The organism is Bacillus sp. AFS029637, assembly GCF_002584985.1.
GTDB lineage: Bacteria > Bacillota > Bacilli > Bacillales > Bacillaceae_G > Bacillus_A.
Genome location: NZ_NUPZ01000036.1, coordinates 1 through 26,185, shown reverse-complemented (window position 1 = coordinate 26,185; position 26,185 = coordinate 1). Strand labels below are relative to the sequence as shown.

Genomic DNA, 26,185 nt, shown 5'->3' with positions numbered 1-26,185 from the left:
TCTTATTCTTTTTCTATGCTAACTCCCGAATCTTTTATAATCGTAAAATCATTCAACTTTTGCTTATCTAACTTTCTAACTCTTAGAAAATAACTTATGATTACTAGGGTAGTAGCTAGTAATGTCATATAAAACTGCATACGCATATCTGCGATGAACGCCTGTGAAACAAAGATCGTAACAATCATTAAAAGCGTTGCATATGTGAGATAAGGGAATAACCACATTTTCACTTTTAACTTTCCAGCCCCTTCTCGTTCCCTTTCTCGTCTTAACTTCACATGCGAAACGGCAACGAACATGTACATAAGCATCGTTACTCCGCCTGAACTATTTGCTAAAAACGCAAACAGTTTATCAGGAGATATAAATTTCAACATCGCGCAAATAAATGCAAATACAATACTCGCATAAATCGCTATAACCGGTGTTCCTCTACTATTTAACTTTGAAAAAGCGGATGGAGCGTCACCTTTTTTCGCAAGGGAAAATAACATACGCGAACTCGTATATATACCTGAGTTCATAACGGAAAGTAGTGATAAAAATACGACACCATTCATAATTTCTGCGGCTGCAGGTACTCCTGCCATATTAAATAAACTTGCATATGGAAGCTTTAATAACTCCTTATCCGTCCACGGAATGAACATAACTAAAATTGTTACGGATCCAACGAAGAAAAGCATAAGGCGCCATACTACACTATTAATCGCTCGTATAACATTCTTCTCTGGATTTTCCGATTCCCCGGCTGCAATTGCTGCAACTTCACTTCCTGATAACGAGAACGAAATAAACACAACGCTCAGTAAAACAGGGACAACTCCGTTCGGGAAGAAACCACCGTGCTCTGTAATAATAGAAAGACTCGGTTTATCCACTCCTGGAACAAGGCCAAAAAACATCGAAACTCCTAAAATTAAAAACGCAACAATCGCCACGACTTTAATAAACGCTAACCAATATTCAAACTCACCGTACAATTTCACTGAATATACATTCGTCATCGTCATTAAAAGAACCATACATAAACTTGCGATCCAAGCTGGAACGGAAGGAAACCAGTTGTTAATCATGACGCCTAAAAGCACCGCTTCAATTGCGATAATAATGACCCAGTTAAACCAATACAACCATCCGATCGTGTATCCTGCCCACGGTCCAATTGCCTTATTCGCATACGTTGCGAAAGAACCGCTATCAGGATTTTCCGCTGCCATTTCTCCTAACATCCTCATCACAAGCACAACCATTAAAGCACCGATAATATAGGACAAAATCGCCGCAGGCCCTGCAGATTGAATAATCGTCCCACTTCCTACGAACAAACCGCCCCCGATAACCCCGCCAATCGAAATCATTGTTATATGCCGCGTTTTTAAATCCTTTTGTAACTCCTTTTTCTCTTTAGCCAAACAGTTCACCAACCCCTCCATTAGCATGAACGTGCGCCACAACCCATTGATAACGCTTTCTCAAAAATCCCCTCCTACGTTTTAAGAAAAAATAAAAAGAGCCAGAAAAACAACGCATACAACTGCATTGAATTTTACTGCCTCTATCCTTATGGCTCGTCCTCCTGCTAAGGAAGCTCAAGTGGAAAGAAGTTCCTCTATTCATTTCAAACATGCATCCGGGCTTACAGGGAGGCTAATCACTGTCATCCGATAATAAGTTAATCATAATATAAATAAACTGAATATTCAATATTAATTTGAGATGAAATTTCCAAATCTCCTCAACATATACTGTTCAAAAGCAAAAGGAAGTGATCTCATGTACTACGGAACAAAAGGCTGGTACGTAGCCGAACTGAAAAAATTAGGCGTTCGTTACTATGAAGGACGAAAACTAGAAAGTTATCGCGGACACGTATTACGCAATTTATTAGCCGCACAACAGGAAAAACTGAAAGAAGAGTAATATAATAATATAGAGATATAAAACGATTCTCAGAATATATCAGCGATTTTTCAAATATATCGATCACAACTTATCATATATCGGCGATTCGACAAGGAATATCGACCATTCGACAAACCACGTCCCCCTCCCACCTAAACCACCAACCAATCACACATCAACACAAGCAAAAAAGGTCACCCAAACGGGTGACCTTCCTTTCTTATTCACAAACAAGAATTTGTCTAGTAAATGATCCTTTTCTTGTAATACAACGATCTGTAATTTCAAATCCTGCTTCATGAATCATATCGTCCATTGTTTCCATCGTGACAACGACTACTTTTTTAGCGATGCGACGTGCGCTTGAAAGAATAGAGAGCTGATCTTCTGGTGTTGCGTGCGTAAATAAGTCGTACGGCATATCGATAATTGCAACGTCGTAGTTCTCAGTAATTTCCTCGATCGGACCTTTCGTTACCGTTCCCTCAAACCCGAAATGTGCGATGTTTTTTCTCGTTCCAAGAACTACAAGTGGATTAATATCTCTACCAACGATGTTAATCCCCATAGAAAGTGCTTCTACTACTACCGTTCCAATACCGCAGCACGGGTCAATTGCTCGTACTCCCTCTGGATTTGGTACAGCAATATTTGCAACCGATCTCGCCACACGTGTGCTCAGAGAAGTCGAATAGCTATGCGGTTTTTTGATGTGATGATACCAAACTGGCTCACTTTCTACATAATGTCCGAAATACCAACGTCCTCCAAGAGGAACAATCCCGAATACACGCTCTGGATTACGAACGTCCGCTTCTCCTTCAATATGCATGCCGAGGTCTCGTTCAATAAGACGTCTTTCTCCATATTCAATTTTATTTTCTTTCCCAAGGTCATTTATTTTAACGAAGATAACTTTGAATGTCGCTCCCGCCAAGTCAATTTGTTCCACTTGCTTTAGAATACTTTCTAAGTCGTCTCCTTCATACATAACTTCAACGCGCTCTTTCATAAACGCACTTCTACTCGGGTCAATTTTAACATCACTTTTCAAAATGTTAACGTGAGATTCCATTCCAAAGAACGAGCGCATTTCCAAGTAACATAAAGCACGCTCCTCCTCGCGAAATGCATACGTATATATACATGCAGGTGTTTTACTATGATTATTCAATCTATGATCATCCTTTATCGTTTAAAATTGTTATGAACACAATTACTCGAATACTTTTTTATATAAAATTAAATGATATCACATGCCGGAAATAAAGAGAAACCTTTATGATTTGTTTTACAAATAAAAGAGACTGCCTATTGGCAATCTCTTTTAAATTATTAACGGAAAGAAGATACGTTATTACCCATTGCTTCGTAGTAATCTAAAATACCTTGATAAATCGCTTCCGCTGCACGTTGTCTCCATTCTTCTGAAGATAGCTTTTCACCTTCATCTTTTGCATCAATAAATCCTAGTTCAGTTAAAATAGCCGGCATTGTATTATATTTAATTACATAGAAGTTATCTGTTTTTACCCCTCTATTATTTGTATCAAGGGCAGTAACTAAACGTTTTTGTATTTTTTCTGCTAGTATACGGCTTTCTTCTTTGTTTGGATTTGTTGTTGCTGATCTATAATAATATGTTTCAGTACCTTCTACTGAGTTGTTATATCCATTAGCATGAATACTTACGAAAATGTCACCGTTATTTTTATTAGCAAATTCTACACGTTTTCTTAAAGAATCGCCAGAATCAACTCCCGGGCGTGTATCATCTGTACGTGTTAATAACACAGTAAATGGTGTTTTCTTTTCAAATAATTTTTGTACTCGTAATGATGTATCTAATACAATAGCACTTTCATCCATATTTACACCAAGATGTCCTGGATCTTCTCCACCATGACCTGGATCAATAATAATCGCTTTACCTTCTAAGAAGTTACCTTGTTTCACTGGGTTTAATTGGTTTTTATCCACCCACTGGAAGCCGCTATTTGTACGGATACGAATCCAGCTATCTTTTTCTTCAATAACTGTTACTTTTTGCGCTTCATGTTTCCCTAACACTTTAGAAGCATGTGACGCTTCTGCATACGTTGTAAATCCTTCATTAATAACTTCTGTTTTCTCTGTTAAAGGTGTCCATTTATCACCTTTATTCGTTACAATTTTAATCCATCCATCTCGCTCTTCTTTTACTACAACTGTTTGTGGTTCATGTTGCACGTCAGTGATTCCTGATGATAAAGATGGTTGATGGTATGTAATGAACTTACGATCGATATACATTTTCTTCGTTGTATCTTCTGGTTTGCTAACGTCCTCATTATTTTTCGTTAGCTTGTCCGCTTTATACGTCATTTGTGCTGCTTGTTCACGTGGTATAGAAAGATCTGGACTCCAATTTGTCCCCCCTGTACCAGCAGAAATCTCTAACGCTACTAAAATATTTGCAGCTTCTTTACCGAAATGGTTTTCTAAATCAGTAAATTTATTCGTTATTGGCGCTTTTACGAATCCTTGTAATTTATAAGCCTTCACAAGCATAGACGCCATCTCAGCACGCGTTACTTTTCCATCAGGATCAAATACGCCTGCTCCTCGTCCTGCAATAATATTTTCTTTTTCAATTACTGCAATATACTGAGCTGCCCAATGATTTTTTGAATCATTAAAAGATGGCTTCGCAGCTGGATCAACGTTTAATCCAATTGCTTTCGCTACAATTGTCGCTGCTTCAGCGCGTGTTAAAAGACCTTGTGGTGCAAACGTACTGTCCGTCATACCGCTAATTACATTTCTTTCTACTAAATAGTAAATTGCGTCTTTTGACCATGCGTTATCCGGAACATCTGAAAACTTCTTCGTTTCTGCTAAACTACTAACTGGATAAGCTAGTAAACTTGCCGCTAACATACCAGCAGCTATTGCTTTGTACTTCATAAAAAACAAATCTCCTCTCGACATCTCACATTATAATTCTCTTAATCAAACTAATATTAAAAATATTAACTGGAAAATAACTCCTTTCATAGTTTATAACATTCTATCACTGGAGTAAATACGTTTCCTCCTCAAATTATTAAATGTTAATATATAAAGAACAATAAATATAAGTGGAATTTAAAAAGGCGACTAGTTATCCCCAAAATAAAAAGCTGATGAAAAATACTATTTTCAATCAGCTTTCTCTATTCTCTATGAAATTAGCCTTCAATTAACTGAGACATCACATATGCATATATGAGTGCTTCTGTATGCGCAATCGAGCTTTCATGCGTACGCTCAAATGCATGAGAAGAATCAATACCCGCTCCAATTAATGCATGTTTCACATCAAATCCAGCACGAATCGCAGCTGATGCATCAGAGCCGTAATATGGATAAATATCTACTTTATATTCAATATTGTTCGTTTTCGCAAGCTGTACTAAATGTTTACGCAGTGCATAATGATACGGGCCACTAGAGTCTTTTGCACAAATAGATACTGTATATTCATCAGATGCTTGCCCATCACCTAACGCTCCCATATCAACTGCTAAATATTCAACCGTTTCTTCTGGAATGTTAGAATTACCACCGTATCCAATCTCTTCATTATTAGAAATTAAGAAATGAGTTGTATATGGTAATGTTACGTTTTCATCTTGTAATCTCTTAATTAATTTCAATAGAATCGCAACACTTACTTTATCATCTAAATGACGTGATTTTATGTATCCACTCTCTGTAATTTGAACGCGTGGATCAAATGAAACGAAGTCGCCTACTTCAATTCCTAATTCACGTACTTCATTTACCGAAGAAACACGCTCATCAATACGAACCTCAATATTTTTCTCATCGCGTTTCGCTTCACCTGCATCTTTATATACATGCACAGATGTTTGATGCATCAAAATCGTTCCTGTATACGTCTTGCCACTTGACGTTTCAATTTCGCAATATTCCCCTTCTACAGAGTTCCAGCGAAATCCGCCAATCATAGAAAGGCGAAGGCGACCGTCAGGCTTAATCTCTTTCACCATCGCACCTAACGTATCCACATGCGCTGTTAATAAACGGTGCTGTGCATCATTTTTTCCTTTTACCGTAATAATAAGAGCCCCTTTATTGTTACGCTTCGTTTCTACATTCCACTCACTCACATAGTTTTCAATAAAACGAATGATTTTCTCTGTATTTCCAGATGGACTCGGAATAGAGACAAGCTCCTTAATAAGTTCCATCGTTTCTTTCGCATGATGTGCCATCGTCGTTTCCTCCTCATTTTCTCTACTATTCAGTATACAAAATTTGCTAGAAAACCTCTACTCATATAGCTTAATTTTCTAAATTGTAATAAAATTCACTTTAACAAAAAGCATAACGTTACTCATTAACGCTATGCCTTCCTGTAAAACTATTCTTCTGAAACGTCTAATAAATAAATGCCTCTTTCAAATCCACCGCGCTCTATTTCCTTTTGCTTACGAAGACGTTCTACATCTTCAATTGACGCACCTTCTGCACGCGCTAATGAAATAATAACTTCCAGTGCATCTGCAAGAGAGTCTAGCGCATGTTCACGCTCTTTCATAGAAGCAAATTCACGAATTTCTTCCGTTCCAACTTTCGCTAAAGCTTGTATGTATGCTTGCCCTGTTAATTTTTGTGCTGTATACGTTTTTCCAGACATTAAAATCTTCTCTGGAACACGATCTCTTACTAACTTGTTATACGCTGACATCATTCAACCTCCTATACTTAGAAACACCCAAGCTCTGCTTTATAGAAAAACCAGCTTTTCGTGACGCATGCACTAGTCATATCAATTCCTGAACCTTTTGCTCTTACGTGTGGAAAGAAATAATGCTCCAGTTCCTCTTTCTTATCGCCATATAAGGTCTGGTACTCATCAGGAATCGCCTCTTTTTTCACATCCCGTTCTTTCGTCACCTCACCTGAGAAAGCAACGCTCGGATGTCCTTCAAAAAACAACGCAGTCCGAACCGCCATAGATGGCGTACTATGCAGAGCATAATATACAATTACAATCATGCCGATCACACCGATAATTTTCTTCATATATTACTCCTAAAAAAAAGTGCTAACACAATTATACTAAAATGTGTTAGCACTTTCTCCACTTTATTCACCTTTAAATGTAGGTAAACGTTTTTCTAAGAAAGCAGCAATGCCTTCTTTATGATCCGCAGTTTGTCTCATCGCATATTGGCCACGTTTTTCAAGTTGCAGCGTTTGTTCTAAATTAGAGCGATTTACTTCACACAAAATTTGCTTCGTTTGAATCATCGCTTTAATCGGTTTTTGTGACCATTCACTAATTTTTTTCTTCACAGCCGTTTGGAAATCCTCGCCGATTACTTCATCAATTAAGCCGATATCAAGTGCTTCGCTCGCCGATAATTTTTTTCCTTCCCAAATAATTTGCTTCGTCACATTTTCACCAACGCGCTTTTGAAGGAAGAAATGACCGCCACCATCTGGAATTAAAGCGATTCCAATAAAGTTCATCGCAATAATAGATGATATATCTGCCATCACATAATCAGCTGTTAATGCAATGCTTAATCCAAGACCTGCAGTTGGTCCATGAATGGCACTAATAACAAGCTTCGGCATCGTATATAACGTGACAACGACTTCAGAAATAGTATTCATAATACCATCAAACTTGCTTTCATCATTACTTGAAAGCATCGATTTAATATCCCCACCCGCAGAAAAACCACGGCCATTCCCGCATAGCACAACAATATGCGCAGAACTCTCCGCTACTTCTTTCAACTTTTGTAATAGCTCTTTTAATGTCGGCTCATCTAATGCATTTAACACCTCTGGGCGATTGACCATAACCGTTGCAACGCGCCCTTCATACTTCACAACAACAGATTCTGTTTTACTTGTTACTTCCATTATATATACCCCTCTTTTCCACATAAAGATTATACTTATATAATTATAGAAAGCTAGTGAAAAACCCTTCTTTTTTCTTAATTTTCTGTCTAATAATCTCGTAATTTGTATATACCCTTGTATAAAACATACAATTCCGTTGAAAAATATAGCAATTAAAGTCGGTTTACCCATCCATTTCATCTATTTACCATTACAATGAAATGGTGTATTCTTAAGTTTGATACAAAAAATCAAATATTGAAATTCATTCGCCTTCCTATAAAAAAAGGCTTTTATCCCCTGTCTCAGGTGCTGAAAATAAAAGAATGAAGAAATGGAGGCACATATGGTTAATAAGTTGAAACAGACGGATAACTACTTCCCACATTTCCTACTGCTATTCATTGTATTTCAACCAATTTTAGATTTACTAACATCCTTTTCAATCTATGTATTACACATGAGTGCAACAGTCGGAATCGTAGTCCGTTTCGCCTTTATGCTTCTCGCATTAGGTTATCTACTTCTTCATTATAAACAACAAGGTGCGAAAAAATATATTATTTACTTATGTCTATTTGGCATTGTACTCGCAATCGGCCTTGTGAATAATTTAATGGTCAAATCTCCTATTTCATTCGGAGAAGAAGTGAAATTTATTATGAAGAGTGTATATCCAATTGTACTACTGTTTGGATATATTATCGCACTAAAAGAACTAAAAAATAACGACTATGCGTTTCATAAAATCATTACCTATTTCTTATATGCAACATTAATTTTGAGTATCTCACTCATTGTGGCAATGGTAACGGGTACAGATTTCCAAAGCTATCCTCACTCAAAGATCGGTTCAAGAGGTTGGTTCTTTGCCGGGAATGATTTAAGTTCTATTTTTGCAATTATGTTCCCAATCGTTGTCTTATACTCCGTTCATAAAACAACTTCTTTCTCAAAATTCTATTACTGGATTCCAACTGTACTCGCGATGTATGCAAGCATTATGGTCGGAACGAAAGTAGGATATGGTGCAATTATTGTTACGCTTGGCGTTGCACTCCTATTCTCATTCATTCAATATATAATTCATCGCAAACGAGAAGGAAAAGGATTCACATACCTTGTAAACACAGTTATTGCTGCTATCGTATTAGGTGGTTTACTTGTCCTTACACCACAAACTCCTATCGCAAAAAATATGAGCATTCATTTACAAATGTATGAATATAAAAAATCAGTACAAGAAGAAAAAGAACGAAAAGAAGGAAAAGTAATTAAAGAAGAAGAACATAAGCAAGGTGAACTAACAGACTCTGAAGTAAAAAGTTTAATTTACAGTGATCGTGACAAATATTTAAAAGTATACAAACAATATTATAAAGACGCACCACTATCTCAAAAACTATTTGGAATGGGATACGCTGGTAACTATACAACGAAAGTGAAGTTAATCGAAATGGATTTCTACGACCTATTCTTCGCATTCGGAATTGTCGGGTTCCTTACGTACTTACTACCGCTTCTTTATTTCGGTATAAAAATATTCATTCGTATGATCACAAACTTCAAGAAACTATTTAGTGTCAAACATATGCTACTAGCTAGCACACTCGTCCTATCGCTCGGCATCGCCTTTATGTCTGGCCACGTATTAACATCACCAGCCGTTAGCATTTTCTTTGCTGTTATACTTGCTTATATGATCGTTGATTTGGAAATTGAATAGCAAGTTGAAATACCATGCCCTTGTAATCATTTGAGGGCATGGTATTTTTTATACTTTCTATGTTTAATTTTGATATTTCATCGCCTTGCAACAATCAAACATCATAAGTCTCCTACTCGCAAACAACTAAATAATATAGAAAAATCCCTTGCAGGAAATTTCCTACAAGGGATTTTCATCAATAACAGATATACTATCTATTATTATTTTTTAACAATAGCAGTTGATGCAGTTACGTTACCAAGTGCTAACTGGTTACCAGTAGCATCTGTAATGTTGATGCCTTCTGTATTAGCTGAACCTTTTGCTACTACACTAATTGTCGCAGCTTGAGCAACGTTTAGATTTTCTGTAGTTGTTAAGTAAACAACGTTTTTCTCGTTTGCTCCGCCATGCTTAATACCTTTAACTGCTGCATCGTTGCCATTTACAACAACTTTTAAGTCATTGATAAATTGAGCGTCGTCTGCAGTGAACGCTGCAATGTTTTCATCAAATGTTACTTTGATTTCATTTGAAACGTCATCTCCACTCTTAGCCTTCACATAAACAGCGCTTGCTAATTTTGGAGCTGTGTTATCAGCAAATGTAATTACATCTTCTACTGGAGCTTTTGTTTGAGCGTTAGCTACTACTTTGCTTCCAGAAGCAGTTAATACGTTTGTGCTAATTGTGAATTTAGCATCTTGAGCTTTTGCGAAATAATTTTTTGGTAAAGAAATTCTAACAGTCTTTTTGTCACCAACGAACTCTGCAGTTGTACCTGTTGGTAATGCTTTACCGTCAATTTTGTAGTTCTCTAAATCTTTCGCGTTACCGCTCATGTCTTTTGTATATTTGATTTCGATTACATCACCAGTAACTTTAATAATTCCTTTGTCCATCACTTCAACAGGTGTTACAGTGCCTGTTTTACCAACAGTTGTAATAAATGCAACGTTGCTGTTTGTGTTTACAGAGTAAGAAGCTAAGTTGTTATCTACTGCATACTTAACAGCATCAGCTTTTAATTCTACTGTGTAAGAATCGTCTTTTAATTCAACGCCGTTTTTAGGAGTAACTGTTAATACGTCACCGTCAGTTACGAAATCAGACTCTACAACTATGCCACCTTTGTCACGTACTACGATTTGTTCTGGTTTATTTACATTAATTTTACCATCGAATTTAACTTTTAAGCTATTACCTTCGATTTTGTTTAAGCTATCAGTAGCTACTTTTGGTGTAGCAGTATCTTCAGATAAAGAAACGCTCATATCAACTGGTTTACCAAGTAAGTTTGCTCCATCTTTGAAGTTTTTAAGGTTAACACTTAAGTCAACGTTCTTTTCACTACCTGCATATAATGGGTTACGCTCTCCATCTTTATCTTCTTTAACAGAAACGATGTATGAAGTTGGATTTTGTGGATCTTTTGTAAATTGTACCTCTCCTGGTTTGCCTGTTGTATCAATTACAGCTGTTGGGAACGTGTAGTTACCTTTTTTCACAGTTACTTCAGGGTCTTGTTTTAATGGCTCTGAGAATGTAACTTTGAAAGTACGGCTGTTAATAGCTTTAACTTCTTTCACTTCTGGTGCTGTTGTATCAGAAGATACAGTGTATTTTGTTGTTAAGATTGAAGATGTATTAGGATTTTTGCTTAATGTATCTTTCGCATCGTATACAACTACTTCATGATCACCTTTCGCGAAGATACCGTCTTTTCCTGCAACTTCAGCAGTTGTTAAAGTGTATACACCTGGAGTTTCACTTGCAGTTTTTGCTTCTGTAAGCTCAACACCATCAATTTTAACTCGTGCATCTGTTTTCACAGGTTTGTTGAATGTTAATTCAACTTTTTTACCAACAACGCGTGCACCTAATAATTCTGGAGCTGTTGTGTCAGAGAATGTTTTTTCTGAATCAAGGTATTTTTCTACAGGTTTGAAGTCAGCACCTAATACGCCTGTAGTTACGTGTACTGCATATTTATCAGCGTTAGCGAATGCTTTACCATCTACTAATTTGAAAGTTACGCTCTTACCATCTTTTGAAAGAACACCTTTCTCACCAGCTGGACCGAAGAAGTCATTAGCTTCTAATTTATTACCATTTTGATTGAAAATGTAGTTAGCTTCGTTAATCGCAGTTTTTTCATCTACTGGGTTTGTGAATGTAACTTTAATTTCTTGAGCGTTGATCGCACTTACAGATTCAACTTTAGCTTCTGTTTTTACTTCTGGGCTATATGTCATCGCATTGTAGATGAACTGAGCAGCTTGCTCACGAGTTACAACGCCGTTTGGATTGAATTTGCCTTCACCTTCACCAGATACGATACCTAAGCTTGCAAGAGTCTCGATTGAAGATTTTGCAGTTGCCCAAGATAAACCGTCGATGTCATTGAAAGTTTTTTTGTTGTTGTCATCAGCTTTGAAGCCGTATGCGTTAACAAGAAGCTGTGCCATTTGTGCACGAGTTAACTTCTCGTCTGGACCGAATTTATTGTCGCCTAAACCAGCCATAATTTTGTTAGCTTCAGCAGCTGCGATGAATTTAGCATAAATGCTGCTTTCTGGTACATCTGTGAATGGAGTTTTTGTTGATCCAGTTTCAAGACCTTTCGCTTTTACCATGAAAGTAGCTACTTGAGCACGAGTTACATCGTCACCAAATCCGAATAGGCCATTACCAACACCTACGATAATACCTTGTGCAGCCATAGCGTTGATTGCATCTGCAGACCAATGTCCTTTAGGAACATCTTTAAATGCACTCTCTTCTGCCGCTGTAGCAACTGGTGCTACTACTCCTGCTACCATTGCAGCTGTCATTGTACCAGCCATTAATTTGTTAAAAGACTTATTTTTTGCCATTGATTTATTTCCTCCTTGAGAAATATAATACTAGCTTTAGAAATATGTATTTGAAAAACTAGTGATTTACCTGATTCATATATTAAAATTACAAACACTTTTTGAAGAATAGTAATTTATCAGCCATAATAAATTCTATCTTTTACCAAAAAGTTAAACCATGTATATAATACGTCATAATTCTTTTTTTTAAAAGAATTTCTTATCGCATAATTCGACAAATTCTTAACTTTTGTCGAATTATACCTTTATCAAATTTTCTAATATGTAAACGTATATACATCGCTTGTATCTAATATACAGATAGTATTATAGCACATATTACAAATGGATTGACAATTTATACTCTTTAAAATTATCGACACTGTTCGACATGTATACGTTTTATTTTAGTTGTTTTGTCGAATTATTTGTTATTATTTTTCATAAAATGGGATTGTTTTCATTTTAATGTAACTAAATACCATTAGATACCGTCATTCGTTTTATTCGGCAAACAAAAAGACTGATCATCTTTTTCATTTTTCTCAAAATGCATCTGGATGATCAGTCTTTTAAAGTTTATTAGTGTTTTACGTACTCTACATTTTCTTTTGCAACATACGCTTCATTTACAGCAGGGTCATCAGAAATGATTTTAACCCATGCTTGTCCATTTATCGTTTCTTCGCCTGTTATCGTAACAACTTTATTTGGCGATAAGCTATACAGTTTGGCGCCTGACGTACGAGGATCTTTTTTCACTTCTACCTTGTTTGTTACACGTGCAAGTTTATATTTGTTGTACTCTTTTTTACCTAAGTATGAATCAAAACGGAACATATGCCCTGCTACTTTTTTACCCCAGTTCGCATCAGATGCATAGTTCATATTTACACCACCAGATTTATCACCTGTATACGCTGCTGTATAACGCCAATGTCCCGGATTTAAATACCATTCATTCATATATACTTTTGCAGCATGTTCAATACAATCTTCTTTTGAATTAAATGTTAGACCGTTACCATATGGACTATCATCAGTTGCCTTTAAACCAAATAAATTATTTTTATCTCGCGCAAGGTCACTTGTTCCATATAAACTTTCATGAACTGCTAATGAATATAAGAATAGTGCATTTACATTATACTTGCTTTCTACTTCTTTAAATTTCGCACCTAAACCGATTAATGGAGAATCCGCTCTAACTGATTTTACATAACTATCTAATTGTTCTGCTGTGTATTCTGTTTTAGAACGTAATGATACGTAATTAAAATATTGATAGAACGTTTCATTTCCAAATGTCTTTCCATCTATACTATACATTGATTGCCCTTGCTTCATGAAAGAAGGTGCCGCACCATATCTATATTCTGTATAACGCGGTGCCTCTGCACCATACGTATAATACCTATGATATAAGTATCCATCTGGTTTTACGTAATAGGATGATTTTTGCATTTCTTTTTCTGGAATTAAAGTGACTTCATTTTTCTTCACATAACCTGTTAAATCAGAGAGTTGAACTTTCACGCGGTCTTCTCCAACTTCTAACACTTTAAATTCTGTTCCGTACTGAAGGTATGTATATGCTGTTTGTAAATTTTCACCGTAAACATTAATTGTATTTCCAGGAATTCGCTTCGCAGTTGCAAAGCCATCTTTAATCCATACGTATTCATTTTCATACTTTACTGCATTGATGCCTTTACTTTGCGCAGCCGTAACAGCTTCTTTATATGTAGTGTAACGCTCTACTACTTTCCCTGCATCATTTAGCAATACATAATTCTTTGTTTCTACAGGCGTTTCTCCCCCGGTGTTTCCAACTTTATCAAGCATTAAATTCAGCATTGCCGAAGCCATACCTCTTGTCGCTGATAAATGCGGTCTAAACGTATTATCTTCTGGATAACCTTTAATAATCCCGGTAGCTACCATAACTTGTACATGTTCTTTATAGTTAATACGATTCGTATCAGCAAATGTAAGCGGACTTACAGTTACTTTAACATTCTTATAATCTAGCGCCTGTTTTACCATTACGGCCATTTCTTCACGTGTAATAATATCACCAGGTGCAAAACTCTCAGGACTACGCCCCTTAATAATTCCCGCTCCGAATGCCCTACTTACACCATCATATAAGCCGTAAGATTTTGGCACATCACTGAAATTCGAATCTGCTTGTGGAAGTTGCAGAGCTTTCGCTATTAATGTAGCAAACTCTGCTCTCGTTATCTCTTGATCAGGTAAATACACATTATTTCCATACCCAGACATAATCCCTTTGTTAATAAGAGTACGCATATGCTGCTCAAATAGGTGCCCAGTAATATCATCGCTCGCCGCATAACTTGAAATAGGCGTTAAAAGCAATGACCCCGTTAATGCAACTGCCGTAATACCTTTTGAAAATTTCTTCACGGTTATCCTCCTCATAATCTACCAATTTATTATTCCAACACCGATTATATACTAATTATATAAACATGATAAATACAAATTAGTATAAAGCCTTTTTAAAATACATATTTTATTATATATCAATAATATATACAGGTGCTATTTTTCTTTCGTACCTCATTCCTTTTACAACCGTAAAATTCTTTATGATATAATGGCGTAGTTATTTCTGTTTATATAGAAATAACTAAAAAGATATTACATATTACGGAGGATAACTATGCCTAGATTATATACATTTGCATTTAAATCACTGCAAATATTAACAGTATTATTTTTTGCAATGACTCTTATTTTCTCATTGCAATATTTAATAACTGAACCGAAGTACAACACCTTTTTACTCATCGTTGCACTCATAATTGTTCTAACCGGTATTATATTCATTTCTATTATCGTGAACCGATTCTTTACTCAAACACAATTTATCATATTTCTTTGTTTACTAGCATTTATACTGCGCCTTGCATGGGTGTTAACAGTCCATACAAATATCGTACAAGATTTCGCTCAAATGTATAACGGAGCAGTTGATGCAGCAAATAATAATTTCTCATTTGCAAACGAAACATACTTTACGACTTGGGTATATCAATTAGGCTTTACGATGTATCAAGCCGGTGTTATGAAATTGTTTGGCGAAGGTGTATTAGCGATTAAATTACTAAACATACTGTATTGCACTGGCATTACGTACTTTATATATCGCATAGCTTCGCATCTATTTAACGAATTTAGCGGTAGAGTCGCAGCACTTATTTTCGCAACATACATCCCTAACATTATGATGACTTCTGTTTTAACAAATCAGCACATCGCTACATTTTTATTCTATGCTGGTTTTTATCTTCTTGTAAAAAAAGGAATCTCGCATTCGTATGCATGGATATTCGTTAGTATTCTTATTGCATTTGGCGATATTATGAGACCGATTGGTATTGTTATTTTACTAGCGCTCATTCTTTTCTTACTGATCACTCATATAATAGGTGATCAAAAAATAAATAAAAAAATGGTCGTATCAAAGTTAATTGGTATGCTTGGCATTTATTATATCGTGCATTTCATCTTTAGCTATACATTAATCGCTACAGGAATTACACAATACCCATTATCTAGTCGAGACCCTTACTGGAAATTTGTAGTCGGATTCAACCCTGAGACAACAGGTGGATTTTCTTTCCCTGACCATAAACTTGTTTTTCAATATCCAATTGGCGAGGAACGTTTTGAAGTTGAAAAACAACTCATTTCAGAAAGAACTGCCGATAAAGGACAGCTATTATTGTTATTCAAAGATAAATTTAAAGTTATGTGGGGAGATTATGACGCATCCATTTATTGGGGGCTAGAAGGGTATACAAAACCTGAGTTATCACGATTACTATGGACGTTAGAAAAATTATGTTACGTAAGCATTTGCCTATTCGCCCTTATAGCTTCCATCAAAACGATAAAAGAACAAAAAAATAAAACGTTATTATTCTTCTCTCTATTAATTTTAGGTTACGCGGGAGTCCATATATTTATTGAAATACAATCGCGTTATCGCTACTTTATTATACCGACGTTTATGATGATGCAAGGTTACGGCGTCTATCTCATTACGCAATATATGAAAAAAAGATTCCGAGCGTAAAGAAGTACACTAACAAAAAAACACTCTACTTTTTCTGTAGAGTGTTTTTTTCTATATGATAAATAATTTTTTTGGCCGCTTGTTCACCTTGCAGTTGAAGCTCATCTACTCTTCTTTGCAGAGATTGCTGTATATCTTCATGTTGTATCACTTGCTTTTTCGCAATTTTATATAAATCTTCGGCACTCCAGTCTCCATCCACACTTCCTATAACAGGTTGATTCACTTGTCTTAAAAACGAATCAATTTTTGGATCGTATGAAATTCCGACCATCGGTGTTTTCGCGACAGCAGAAAAAATAAGAGCGTGAAGACGCATACCAATTAAAAGTGAACACTCTGATAAAATAGATATTTTCTCATCAATATCCATTTTATATGGGAGCATATACGTTTCTTCTCCCATTAAATCCACTACATCACGCGAAGCATTTTGATCAAATGGCCCATGCATCGGGACGAATAAAATTTGGTACCCTTCTTGCTTCAATTTTTTTAAAGCGATCGCTAACTTTTTTATATAATCTTCTTTTGCATTCCAGTGACGCACACTAACTGCAATAATTTTCCCGTGCAGAGCATGTTTTTGTAACCAATCTGATTGTTTTTTTCGTTTCCATGTTAAAACCGGATCTGGAACAAGCTCAATATCCCTTTTCATTCCAAGCTCTTTTAAATATAAAAATGAATCCTCATCTCGAACTGATATATATGCAGCTTTTGACAAATGCCATTTTACTAATAGTCGATTATGTCTTTTTGTAATCGGTCCTATTCCTTGTGAATAAATGTAATACGGTTTTTTTAGCATACGAGCAAACCCCATTATACCCGTATAGTATAAAATACTTTTCACACTCGTTTTATCTTGGAGGAGACTCCCTCCACCACTAATAAGCCCGTCACTATTTTTTATTGCATTATAAACCGATTTTATACTCCAACGATTTACCGCTTCCACTCCGTACATTTTCCTTGTATAGTCAGGGTCATTTGACAGCACAACGAGTTCAATATTCGGATTCTCTTTATGTAACGATTCAATAATCGATTGTAGAATAGCTTCGTCTCCAACGTTATAAAAACCATAATATCCTGATAAAACTAACCGCACTCTTAATCTCCTCCAACATTTGGTGACCAATTGTTTCATCCATCATAATTGGTACCAACTCCTTACCTAAAACACACGATACATTAAAAAGTATCATCACAATAAGCCCGTCCGAATTCCAATTCTCAAATTTCGTAGTTCTCTTTATTTATTTTTTTAAAAATGGTATTTGTTTTGTTGATATCCAGTTTAACTTCAAAGCACATACCCCGTACAAAATTGTTGCAATAATAAATGCTACACCACTATATAATAGCGCAACCATTCTTGAAGATGTAACATCTAGCACCGTAGATAATTCATATAGTCCTAATCCTAAAATACAAGATACTCCTATTACAGTAAAAAATCTTCCTATGCGAATAGAATAGGAAAGATATTTGCGGATGTATAGATGATTTACGATACAGATTAACACATATATAATCAATGTACTATACGCCGCTCCATCTATGCCAAACTTTCTCGTTAACACTATGTTTAATAAACCTTTCACAAAACTTGCGCCAATAACAATCCACGCAGCTTGTGCAGAGCGGTTAATCCCTTGTAAAACTCCTATTGATAATACCATAACTGATGTGAAATACGAACTACCAATCATAACAGCTAACATACTACTTCCTTTCGCATCTGTAAACAATCCCACATTTAAAGGAACTGTTAATGCAATTAGCCATATCGTTAAAGGGGCTGTTAGCACATGCATAAGTGCATTCGTATTTTGAACTGTCATTTTTGCTAAACTCATATCTCTTTTTGCTAGCGCAGATGTTAATAATGGTATTAATGGAAATACAATTGCACTTGCGAAAACAACTATTAATTGTGTAAATGCAGAACCTCGGCTATATATACCAAATTGCGCTTGAATTTCTGCCGACGACCCTTGCAGTACATGTGGTACTGTAAGCGAATCCACTAAATTTAAAAGCGACATGGATAAAGCTCCAATAGCAATTGGAATAGATACTTGCAATATTTTCTTTCCGTCTTCTCTCAAATCTCGCAACGAATACGAGCTTTCCTTATATTTGTATGAACTTTTATTGTACGTCATACGTAAATATATAAGGGAACTTATTACCCCGAGGAAAGATCCAACCATTGCCCCACTAGTAATGACAGCACTACTCTTATTCCAATATACTAATATATAAGCGATGATTAACATAAAAAATACTCGTACAAATTGCTCAATGACTTGTGATATCCCCGTTGGTTTCATATCACCAAACCCTTGAAAATAACCACGATAAACTGCCATATATGGTGCAACGAGCAACGCCGATGACGTAACCAGTAAAGGCACCCTCGTTTCTTGTCCACCAAGCATACTTGCAATTTCAGTAGAAAATAATACAATAACCAAACATCCGAATGCACCGAAAGCCATTCCTATAATTGATGCGGATTTAAATAATTTTGCAATTTCTTTTTTCTTATTTTTTCCGTTTAACTCTGCAATCAATTTTGAAATTGCTAGCGGAACACCTGCTACTGACAATGTAAGAGCAATCATATATACAGGAAACACAAGGCGGAATATACCAAGTACTTCATCTCCTGCAATATTTTGTAATGGAATTTGAAAGAAACTACCAAGCAATTTCGACAAAAAAGTTGTGATTGTTAAAATCGCTGCACCTTTTACAAATTTCTTATTCATGTTCCTTCTCTTTTCTTTTATACATATATTCTCAAGCATATTATTACAAATTATAGAGATTGTATTTTATCTCATTAAATTATCATACCAAATTTCTTATATATTGAATACTTCCTTTTTTACAACAAAACGAAAGTATTCTTACTCAAAAAACGATTTTACTCAAATCCCCTACCACTTTCCATTTCTACTTTTTTCTAGTATAACTATGCTATAATGTATCTATTGTCAGTCAGAGGAGTGTTACAAGAATGCTGAATTCGGTCAAGAAATTGTTGGGAGATTCACAAAAAAGAAAGATTAAAAATTATGAACAAATTGTGAATGATATTAATCAATTAGAATCTGTAATGGAAACATTATCAGATGATGAATTACGCCAAAAAACTATTGTTTTTCAGAACATGTTACAAAACGGAAAAACAGTTGATGATATAAAAGTAGAAGCATTTGCTGTCGTTCGAGAGGCTGCAAAACGAGTGCTTGGTCTTCGTCACTACGATGTACAGTTAATCGGTGGCCTTGTATTACTAGAAGGAAACATCGCTGAAATGCCTACTGGAGAAGGAAAAACACTTGTCTCTTCTTTACCTACGTACGTACGTGCTCTTGAGAAAAAAGGCGTTCACGTTATTACAGTAAATGATTATTTAGCGAAACGTGATAAAGAATTAATTGGACAAGTTCATGAATTTCTCGGTCTAACAGTCGGGTTAAATGTACCACAAATGGAATCTATCGATAAAAAACGCGCCTATGAGGCTGATATTACATACGGAATTGGGACTGAGTTTGGCTTCGACTATCTTCGCGATAATATGGAGTCATCCCGAGCACAACAAGTACAGCGTCCCTATCACTTTGCAATTATTGATGAGATTGACAGCGTTTTAATTGATGAGGCGAAGACCCCGCTTATTATCGCTGGAAAAAAAGCAAGCAGTTCCGATTTCCATCATTTATGTGCGAAGGTAATGAACACATTCCAAGACACTTTACATTACACTTATGATGCGGAAACAAAAGCATGTAACTTTACAGAAGATGGCATTACAAAAATTGAAGATTTATTTGATATTGATAACTTATATGATTTAGAGCATCAAACTTTATATCATTATATGATTCAAGCATTACGTGCAAATGTCGCTTTCCAATGTGACGTAGACTATATTGTTGAAGACGAAAAAATTATGCTTGTTGATATTTTCACAGGACGTATTATGGATGGCCGCTCGTTAAGCGATGGCTTACATCAAGCACTTGAAGCGAAAGAAGGCTTACCAATTACAGATGAGAATCAAACGCAAGCATCTATTACAATTCAAAACTTCTTCCGTATGTATCCAGCATTATCTGGTATGACTGGTACAGCAAAAACAGAAGAGAAAGAATTTAACCGTGTATATAATATGGAAGTTATTTCAATTCCAACAAATCGCCCTATACTTCGTGAAGATAAAAAAGACGTCGTATATGTAACAGCTGACGCCAAATATAACGCTGTTTGTGCAGAAGTACTAAACATACATAAGAAAAACCGCCCTATTTTAATTGGTACGATGTCAATCCTCCAATCAGAGACTGTTGCACGTTATTTAGATGAAGCAAAGCTTTCTTATCAACTATTGAATGCAAAAAGCGCTGAGCAAGAAGCTGATTTAATTGCTCTAGCTGGGAAAAAAGGGCAAATTACAATTGCAACAAATATGGCAGGACGAGGGACGGATATTTTATTAGAAAAAGGTGTCCACGAACTTGGTGGTTTACATGTAATCGGAACAGAAAGACATGAATCTCGCCGCGTTGATAATCAGTTAAAAGGACGGGCTGGCCGACAAGGTGACCCTGGAAGTTCTCAATTCTTCCTTTCATTAGAAGATGAAATGATGCAACGCTACGCAGGTGAAGAAATAGAAAAGTATGCAAAATCACTTAAATTTGATGAGAGCGGTTTAATTCAAAACACGAAAATTTATGATTTAGTCAACCGTACACAATTAATTTGTGAGGGTAGTCATTTTTCAATGCGTGAATATAACTTGAAATTAGATGATGTAATTAACGATCAACGAAATGTAGTCTACAAACTTCGTAATAACCTTTTAAACGAAGAAGTAGATATGATAGAGATTGTCATTCCAATGATCAAAAATACAATAGTTGCTATTGCTAAAGAACATTTATTAGAAGGTATGCTTCCTGAAGAATGGGATTTCACTAGACTAGTAGAAGCTTTAAAAGAAGTTTTATCTACCGAAGAAATTCCAGCATTATCTGCTAATAACGTCCATTCCGCAGAGGACTTACAAGAGCTACTAAAAGATACTCTTACAAGTTATATAGAACGTGTGAACGATTTAGAAAAAAATACAGATGCACAACAAGTATTACGTCAAGTTAGCTTGCACTTCCTTGATTCTGGTTGGACAAACCATTTAAGTGCAATGCAGCATTTAAAAGAAGGTATTGGCTTAAGACAATACCAACAAGAGGATCCAGCACGTCTTTATCAACAAGAAGGTTTTGAAATCTTTTTACAAACATTTAGCCATTTTGAAAAAGAGGTTGCTTTATATTTAGCAAGATATATAACTGTTCCACAAAACATATAACGAGGTGAATTTCATGCTATCATTTTTAAAGAAGGCAAGAAAAAAAGGTAGAGACTCTGTAATTTCGAGTTCTCAATTATTAGGAACCGAAGGCAATATCAACAATGCAAAAAACGTAAAACCTAACTTATACTTTCACCCTTCTTGGAATGAGGTTTCACAAGAGCAAAAGTACATTTATCAATTTTTACATAAATCTTTGCCTACCTTACAAGAAAATCAAATTTCGCTAGCTGGAATTGAAAGTAAAAAACATGAGAATGCGTATTATATTACTACATTTATTCGTAGTAGTGTAAAGCAGCCAATTCAATTTGAGACTCTTACTCTATCCTTATTAAATAAAGATGGAGAAACATGTGCACGTCAAGCATTTGATTTGTCACTCTTAGAAGAAATCCCATCAAATGTAAATATGCCTTGGACTTTCGTCTTTGAAGAAAATTCAATAACAGAAGCAACGCTATCTACAGAAGACTGGCAACTCGTATTTGACTTACAAGGCAAACATTCATTAGATTTAGATCCTATATGGCAAGAAAGACTATCTGAAAGTGCAATCATGAAATTGCAAGAAATTGTCGCTAACCTTACACCACCTGCAGCAGGTGAACTTAACTTACTAGGACTAAACGCAACTGTAGAAGAAAATGGCGATTTAAATGCAACTATTTTAATTCGTAATGGCTATAATCAAAATATAACCCTTGAACAACTTCCATTGCATATCGCAGATCGCTCTGGAGCCGTTGTCGCTGAAGAAACATTTACATTAAAAGAGTTTCAAATCAAGGCCAATTCAACTAAACCTTGGACCTTTACATTCTCTGCTAATTCTGTATCAAAAGAAACTATCGATTTATCTAAATGGAAAGCGTTTATTCCAGAGCAAGCGTAATTACGTGCTAACGGATGAATCAAAAACACGTCGTACTCTTTTAAGAATACGACGTGTTTTTTTATGTAAACTTATTTATATAATTCAACTACAAACGTTCAATATGATACGCTGCTTCTAACTTACAAAAATCATCTATATTGTTTATTTTGTTCTCATTTAATATTTTTAATTGCTCTTCAGTCGGCTCTTCATTAATAAGCTCGTTAATTTTTTCATTCACTTTCACTGCTAATGCTTGATGGAAATCTGGATGCCCTTTCAACTCATCATCTACTTTATTAATCCAAGTTGATTTTGTGTATAAATACTGTTTCCACTGTTCAACAAATTGTTGCATATCAAACTTTTCTTCGTTCCATTCAATTTCCTTCATATACTGCTCAAAAGAAGCAACAATTGAACGTGTAATTCCGACTTTTACTCCGTGTGGTAACTGTTTGTACATCAAATATTCCCTCCAGCTTAAAGCGATTTCTTTTTAACGTAAAGAAATCTTAAAATTCTTACACTTTTTGTGATATCATACTGCCAATCTAAGATGTTACTATACTGCTAAGTTTAGTAATTGTCAACAGACGTATAACATCTAGATATTCAATTACAAACATGCATATCCGAATAATCAGAAACCCTCACACTCTATCATGTGAGGGCCCTTCTCTTTATAATGTTTCAGCTTTCAAAAATTGCAATTGTTCCTTCTGCTCATCATTCGCCATCGTCACGATTGTTTTTTCAACACGAGGATGTACCTGTTCAAGCGTCACACTCATCCCTACTTTATGAGACTGCTCAATGAAATTCAATAATGCCATAGCTCCTGATACATCTATATAACGCACATCTTTCATACGTAAAATAACTGGAGATTTCACATCTTGTAAAGTATAAAAAACACGATCCACCGATAAGAACGAAAGCGGTCCTTTAATTTTATATGTCACGTCCCCTTCATTTACAATAGAAGTTTTACGTTCTTTACATTTCACCATATATATAATGAAAGAAAGAATAATACCAAACGCAACAGCAATCATTAAATCAAACTTCACTGTAACGATCATCGTTACGAGCATAACAATAACATCACCTTTTGGCGCTACATGCATTTTCTTCATGCTTTCCCAGTCGAACATTCCAATACCAGTTAAAATTAAAATACCTGATAATACAGCAAGCGGAATGTATTGTACAACCGGACCAAGTCCCATAATGAAAATAAATAATATAACACTATGCATACATGCTGAAAGCGCCGTTTTACCGCCACTTCTTATATTAACGATAGACCGAACAGTCGCACCTGCACCTGCTAATCCGCCAAACAATCCGCTCATCATATTACCGATACCTTGCCCAACGAGCTCTTTATTACTTTTATGACGCGTACCTGTCACATTATCCATTACGACCGATGTTAACAACGAGTCAATCGATCCTAACAAAGCAATACTAAGCGCTGGCAAAATAAGTTCCGCTATCCCTGCTCCACTTAAAGATGGAATGTGAAGCATAGGCATCGCTTCTGGAATCGTTCCAATCTTTTCAATTACTTTATTTAATGAAAGATTTCCGATAAACGGTAACTTCACTGTAAGCCCTTCGAGTAACGGAGAAAATAAAGGAAGCAAAGCAGTCACACCGACTAATGCAACTAAACTAGATGGAATTGCCTTAATCCACTTTCCAGAAACAATCATCACAATAATCGTTAATACTACGAGTAAAAAACTATTTTGCACATGTTTCACTTCGCCTAAAATAATGATTAATGCAATACCGTTCATAAATCCTGAAACGACAGGATACGGAATATATCGAACGTAAGAACCGAGCTTACATACACCAAATAAAATTTGAAATAGTCCTGCCATCATAAAGGCTATAAAACTCGCCTCTAACCCGTGCGTCGCGATAACTCCTGTCGCAATAACCGTAATTGGTCCAGTTGGCCCCGTTACTTGCCCAGGTGTCCCGCCAAATAACGCTGCGAATAAACCAGCAAAAATCGCACCGTATAATCCGACAAGCGCCCCTTCAGATGTTCCTGTCGCGGCAATCCCAAATGCAATGGCAAGTGGCAACGCAACAATCGCAACAGTAAATCCTGCTAAACATTCCTTTGCTATTTTTTGAAACATGAAAAAACCACCTTCGTATAAAGTCCATTTTCCATTGTACACCTAAAACGATATATTCGTTATCCCACTTTTTACAGTATCGTGACGTAAACGTATTCAATGAAAAGTTTCCCCCTTATCTTTGGAAACAATTGCAACTATGCTATAATGAACGAATTAAATCTTTTACTATATACTTGGAGGCACTATGCTAACTTTTGAAGAAAAATTATCAATTATTGAATCTTTCCCAGAACTAGAAAGAAAGAACGTATCATTAAAACGTGTAAACTTTCACTTTGAAGAAAGTCGTTTAGATAAAAAGAACGTTGTATATCACTTACACCCAAATGGAAACGGCTTTGTATATGCAAGCGGCATTAAAGGCTACAAAACGGACGATAAAGGTATGATTAACATCCGCGAGTTTTCAGCAGAAGAATTACGTTCAGTAATTGAGCAATCCATTGAACTACTATCACAAGAAGAAATCGTAGTACCTGCAGAACCTGCGAAAGAAGAAGAATGGCATAACGAAGATGGTCATATCCTGACTCTTATATCAGAAGATGACATGTGGAACGTTTACGCTGGCGTAAACTTAGACGGTACATTCAACTCTTATCCAGAAGCTGCGGAATACCTTGATGAAGAAGGGTTTTCACGTAAATAATACATTCCCATACAAAAAGAAAAAAGCGGAGACCTATCGTCTCCGCTTTTTTCTATACATCTTATTCTAAAAACACAACAACTTAACACTCTCAAACTCATTAATTCTTTTTGCGTCTAAACATCATCGCGCCTAAAATTAATGCGAACATACCTGCAATCATAGAAGTAGATTCAGTCGCTGCTCCACCTGTTTGAGGAAGTACTTTTGATTGTTTATTACTTTCTTTACTAGATGGCACTTCAGATTTATGTTGTACATCTTGTTTGTTTTGTACTTCTACTTTACCTTGAGCCTCTAGTTTGTTTGAAACTTCCGGTTGCTCTTTTACTTCTGGTTTCTCTAGCACGTTCGGCTCTTCTGTTACCTTTGGTGCTTCCAGTTGCTCTTCTTTTAACTCTTCTGTTGCTTCAACTTCTACTTGTTCTTCTTCTGGTTCTACCATAATTTCCGGACGCTCTGTTACCTCTGGTGTTTCTAGCACGTTCGGCTCTTCTGTCACCTTTGGTGCTTCCGGTTTTTCTGGCGCTTCCAGTTCTTCTGTTGTTTCTTCTTCAATCTTTTCTTCTTCTGGTTTCACCCAAATTTCCGGTTTGTCTGTTAC

At 35.9% G+C, this 26,185-nt stretch carries 19 protein-coding genes and 1 pseudogene; 6 read left to right on the top strand and 14 right to left on the bottom strand.

Translation table 11 applies throughout. The annotated features are described in order from the left end of the window. Positions 1 to 2 precede the first annotated feature (2 nt). Positions 3 to 1,427, bottom strand: coding sequence for an amino acid permease (locus tag COE49_RS19070; RefSeq protein ID WP_088232468.1), 1,425 nt, complete (start codon positions 1,425 to 1,427; stop codon positions 3 to 5). A 308-nt stretch (positions 1,428 to 1,735) separates the two neighbouring features. On the opposite strand from COE49_RS19070, the pseudogene COE49_RS19065 reads away from it, so the two are divergent. Then, positions 1,736 to 1,926, top strand: a pseudogene (locus COE49_RS19065) (YflJ family protein). Between the two features lie 202 nt (positions 1,927 to 2,128). Here COE49_RS19065 and COE49_RS19060 read toward each other — a convergent pair. From COE49_RS19060 to COE49_RS19035, 6 genes are all read right to left on the bottom strand, one after another. Further along, complete coding sequence (locus COE49_RS19060) at positions 2,129 to 3,082, bottom strand: TRM11 family SAM-dependent methyltransferase (protein ID WP_088232466.1); 954 nt, start codon at positions 3,080 to 3,082, stop codon at positions 2,129 to 2,131. 161 nt (positions 3,083 to 3,243) lie between these two features. Further along, complete coding sequence (locus COE49_RS19055) at positions 3,244 to 4,854, bottom strand: N-acetylmuramoyl-L-alanine amidase (RefSeq protein WP_098946010.1); 1,611 nt, start codon at positions 4,852 to 4,854, stop codon at positions 3,244 to 3,246. 263 nt (positions 4,855 to 5,117) lie between these two features. After that, the gene (locus COE49_RS19050) at positions 5,118 to 6,167 is read right to left on the bottom strand and encodes a M42 family metallopeptidase (protein WP_088232464.1); all 1,050 of its coding nucleotides are present in this window, start codon (positions 6,165 to 6,167) and stop codon (positions 5,118 to 5,120) included. A gap of 149 nt (positions 6,168 to 6,316) precedes the next feature. Continuing rightward, positions 6,317 to 6,643: a nucleoside triphosphate pyrophosphohydrolase gene (locus COE49_RS19045; RefSeq protein ID WP_088232463.1), complete on the bottom strand. Its 327-nt coding sequence runs from the start codon at positions 6,641 to 6,643 to the stop codon at positions 6,317 to 6,319. A 17-nt stretch (positions 6,644 to 6,660) separates the two neighbouring features. Continuing rightward, positions 6,661 to 6,981 (bottom strand): hypothetical protein, encoded by a 321-nt coding sequence (locus COE49_RS19040; protein ID WP_088232462.1) that lies wholly within the window; start codon positions 6,979 to 6,981, stop codon positions 6,661 to 6,663. Between the two features lie 63 nt (positions 6,982 to 7,044). Beyond that, on the bottom strand, positions 7,045 to 7,857 hold the full coding sequence (locus tag COE49_RS19035; RefSeq protein ID WP_140417482.1) for an enoyl-CoA hydratase: 813 nt from the start codon (positions 7,855 to 7,857) through the stop codon (positions 7,045 to 7,047). A gap of 304 nt (positions 7,858 to 8,161) precedes the next feature. Here COE49_RS19035 and COE49_RS19030 point away from each other — a divergent pair, with 304 nt between their 5' ends. Next, positions 8,162 to 9,541, top strand: a complete 1,380-nt coding sequence (locus COE49_RS19030) for an O-antigen ligase family protein (RefSeq protein ID WP_098946009.1) — start codon at positions 8,162 to 8,164, stop codon at positions 9,539 to 9,541. A 203-nt stretch (positions 9,542 to 9,744) separates the two neighbouring features. On the opposite strand, the gene COE49_RS19025 is transcribed toward COE49_RS19030, so the two are convergent. Together COE49_RS19025 and COE49_RS19020 are read right to left on the bottom strand one after the other, a co-directional pair. After that, complete coding sequence (locus COE49_RS19025; RefSeq protein WP_098946008.1) at positions 9,745 to 12,399, bottom strand: S-layer homology domain-containing protein; 2,655 nt, start codon at positions 12,397 to 12,399, stop codon at positions 9,745 to 9,747. Positions 12,400 to 12,963: 564 nt separating this feature from the next. Continuing rightward, complete coding sequence (locus COE49_RS19020; protein WP_098946007.1) at positions 12,964 to 14,811, bottom strand: S-layer homology domain-containing protein; 1,848 nt, start codon at positions 14,809 to 14,811, stop codon at positions 12,964 to 12,966. Positions 14,812 to 15,070: 259 nt separating this feature from the next. On the opposite strand from COE49_RS19020, the gene COE49_RS19015 reads away from it, so the two are divergent. Beyond that, entirely contained in the window at positions 15,071 to 16,489 is a 1,419-nt protein-coding gene (locus COE49_RS19015) for a glycosyltransferase family 39 protein (protein ID WP_141552242.1), read from the top strand. 25 nt (positions 16,490 to 16,514) lie between these two features. Here COE49_RS19015 and csaB read toward each other — a convergent pair whose 3' ends face one another. Next, a complete protein-coding gene (gene csaB, locus COE49_RS19010) occupies positions 16,515 to 17,603 on the bottom strand; it encodes a polysaccharide pyruvyl transferase CsaB (RefSeq protein WP_141524737.1) in 1,089 nt (362 codons plus the stop codon). A gap of 148 nt (positions 17,604 to 17,751) precedes the next feature. Beyond that, positions 17,752 to 19,272 carry a putative polysaccharide biosynthesis protein gene (locus tag COE49_RS19005; protein WP_098946006.1) on the bottom strand — a complete coding sequence of 507 codons (1,521 nt, stop codon included), beginning with the start codon at positions 19,270 to 19,272 and terminating at the stop codon, positions 17,752 to 17,754. Positions 19,273 to 19,523: 251 nt separating this feature from the next. Here COE49_RS19005 and secA2 point away from each other — a divergent pair, with 251 nt between their 5' ends. After that, positions 19,524 to 21,887 (top strand): accessory Sec system translocase SecA2, encoded by a 2,364-nt coding sequence (gene secA2, locus COE49_RS19000; protein ID WP_098357035.1) that lies wholly within the window; start codon positions 19,524 to 19,526, stop codon positions 21,885 to 21,887. Between the two features lie 13 nt (positions 21,888 to 21,900). Beyond that, a complete protein-coding gene (locus tag COE49_RS18995; protein ID WP_141552241.1) occupies positions 21,901 to 22,785 on the top strand; it encodes an accessory Sec system S-layer assembly protein in 885 nt (294 codons plus the stop codon). A gap of 88 nt (positions 22,786 to 22,873) precedes the next feature. Here the strand turns inward: COE49_RS18995 and COE49_RS18990 are convergent, their stop codons facing one another. Then, complete coding sequence (locus tag COE49_RS18990) at positions 22,874 to 23,233, bottom strand: hypothetical protein (protein WP_140417478.1); 360 nt, start codon at positions 23,231 to 23,233, stop codon at positions 22,874 to 22,876. A 217-nt stretch (positions 23,234 to 23,450) separates the two neighbouring features. Then, positions 23,451 to 24,929, bottom strand: coding sequence for a SulP family inorganic anion transporter (locus COE49_RS18985; protein ID WP_098252336.1), 1,479 nt, complete (start codon positions 24,927 to 24,929; stop codon positions 23,451 to 23,453). A gap of 187 nt (positions 24,930 to 25,116) precedes the next feature. On the opposite strand from COE49_RS18985, the gene COE49_RS18980 reads away from it, so the two are divergent. Next, the gene (locus COE49_RS18980) at positions 25,117 to 25,581 is read left to right on the top strand and encodes a hypothetical protein (RefSeq protein ID WP_002170575.1); all 465 of its coding nucleotides are present in this window, start codon (positions 25,117 to 25,119) and stop codon (positions 25,579 to 25,581) included. A 100-nt stretch (positions 25,582 to 25,681) separates the two neighbouring features. Here the strand turns inward: COE49_RS18980 and COE49_RS18975 are convergent. Then, positions 25,682 to 26,185: LPXTG cell wall anchor domain-containing protein (locus COE49_RS18975; RefSeq protein WP_255291292.1), on the bottom strand; the 504-nt coding region annotated here is incomplete at its 5' end.

What these genes read in the sequence shown, in the direction of transcription:
- COE49_RS19050 (WP_088232464.1), bottom strand. Translation starts at nt 6,167, where the DNA reads ATGGCACATCATGCGAAAGAAACGATGGAACTTATTAAGGAGCTTGTC.
- COE49_RS19055 (WP_098946010.1), bottom strand. Translation starts at nt 4,854, where the DNA reads ATGAAGTACAAAGCAATAGCTGCTGGTATGTTAGCGGCAAGTTTACTA.
- COE49_RS19030 (WP_098946009.1), top strand. Translation starts at nt 8,162, where the DNA reads ATGGTTAATAAGTTGAAACAGACGGATAACTACTTCCCACATTTCCTA.
- COE49_RS18985 (WP_098252336.1), bottom strand. Translation starts at nt 24,929, where the DNA reads ATGTTTCAAAAAATAGCAAAGGAATGTTTAGCAGGATTTACTGTTGCG.
- COE49_RS19040 (WP_088232462.1), bottom strand. Translation starts at nt 6,981, where the DNA reads ATGAAGAAAATTATCGGTGTGATCGGCATGATTGTAATTGTATATTAT.
- COE49_RS19015 (WP_141552242.1), top strand. Translation starts at nt 15,071, where the DNA reads ATGCCTAGATTATATACATTTGCATTTAAATCACTGCAAATATTAACA.
- COE49_RS19025 (WP_098946008.1), bottom strand. Translation starts at nt 12,399, where the DNA reads ATGGCAAAAAATAAGTCTTTTAACAAATTAATGGCTGGTACAATGACA.
- secA2 (WP_098357035.1), top strand. Translation starts at nt 19,524, where the DNA reads ATGCTGAATTCGGTCAAGAAATTGTTGGGAGATTCACAAAAAAGAAAG.
- COE49_RS18995 (WP_141552241.1), top strand. Translation starts at nt 21,901, where the DNA reads ATGCTATCATTTTTAAAGAAGGCAAGAAAAAAAGGTAGAGACTCTGTA.
- COE49_RS19005 (WP_098946006.1), bottom strand. Translation starts at nt 19,272, where the DNA reads ATGAATAAGAAATTTGTAAAAGGTGCAGCGATTTTAACAATCACAACT.
- COE49_RS19035 (WP_140417482.1), bottom strand. Translation starts at nt 7,857, where the DNA reads ATGTGGAAAAGAGGGGTATATATAATGGAAGTAACAAGTAAAACAGAA.
- COE49_RS19045 (WP_088232463.1), bottom strand. Translation starts at nt 6,643, where the DNA reads ATGTCAGCGTATAACAAGTTAGTAAGAGATCGTGTTCCAGAGAAGATT.
- COE49_RS18980 (WP_002170575.1), top strand. Translation starts at nt 25,117, where the DNA reads ATGCTAACTTTTGAAGAAAAATTATCAATTATTGAATCTTTCCCAGAA.
- COE49_RS18990 (WP_140417478.1), bottom strand. Translation starts at nt 23,233, where the DNA reads ATGTACAAACAGTTACCACACGGAGTAAAAGTCGGAATTACACGTTCA.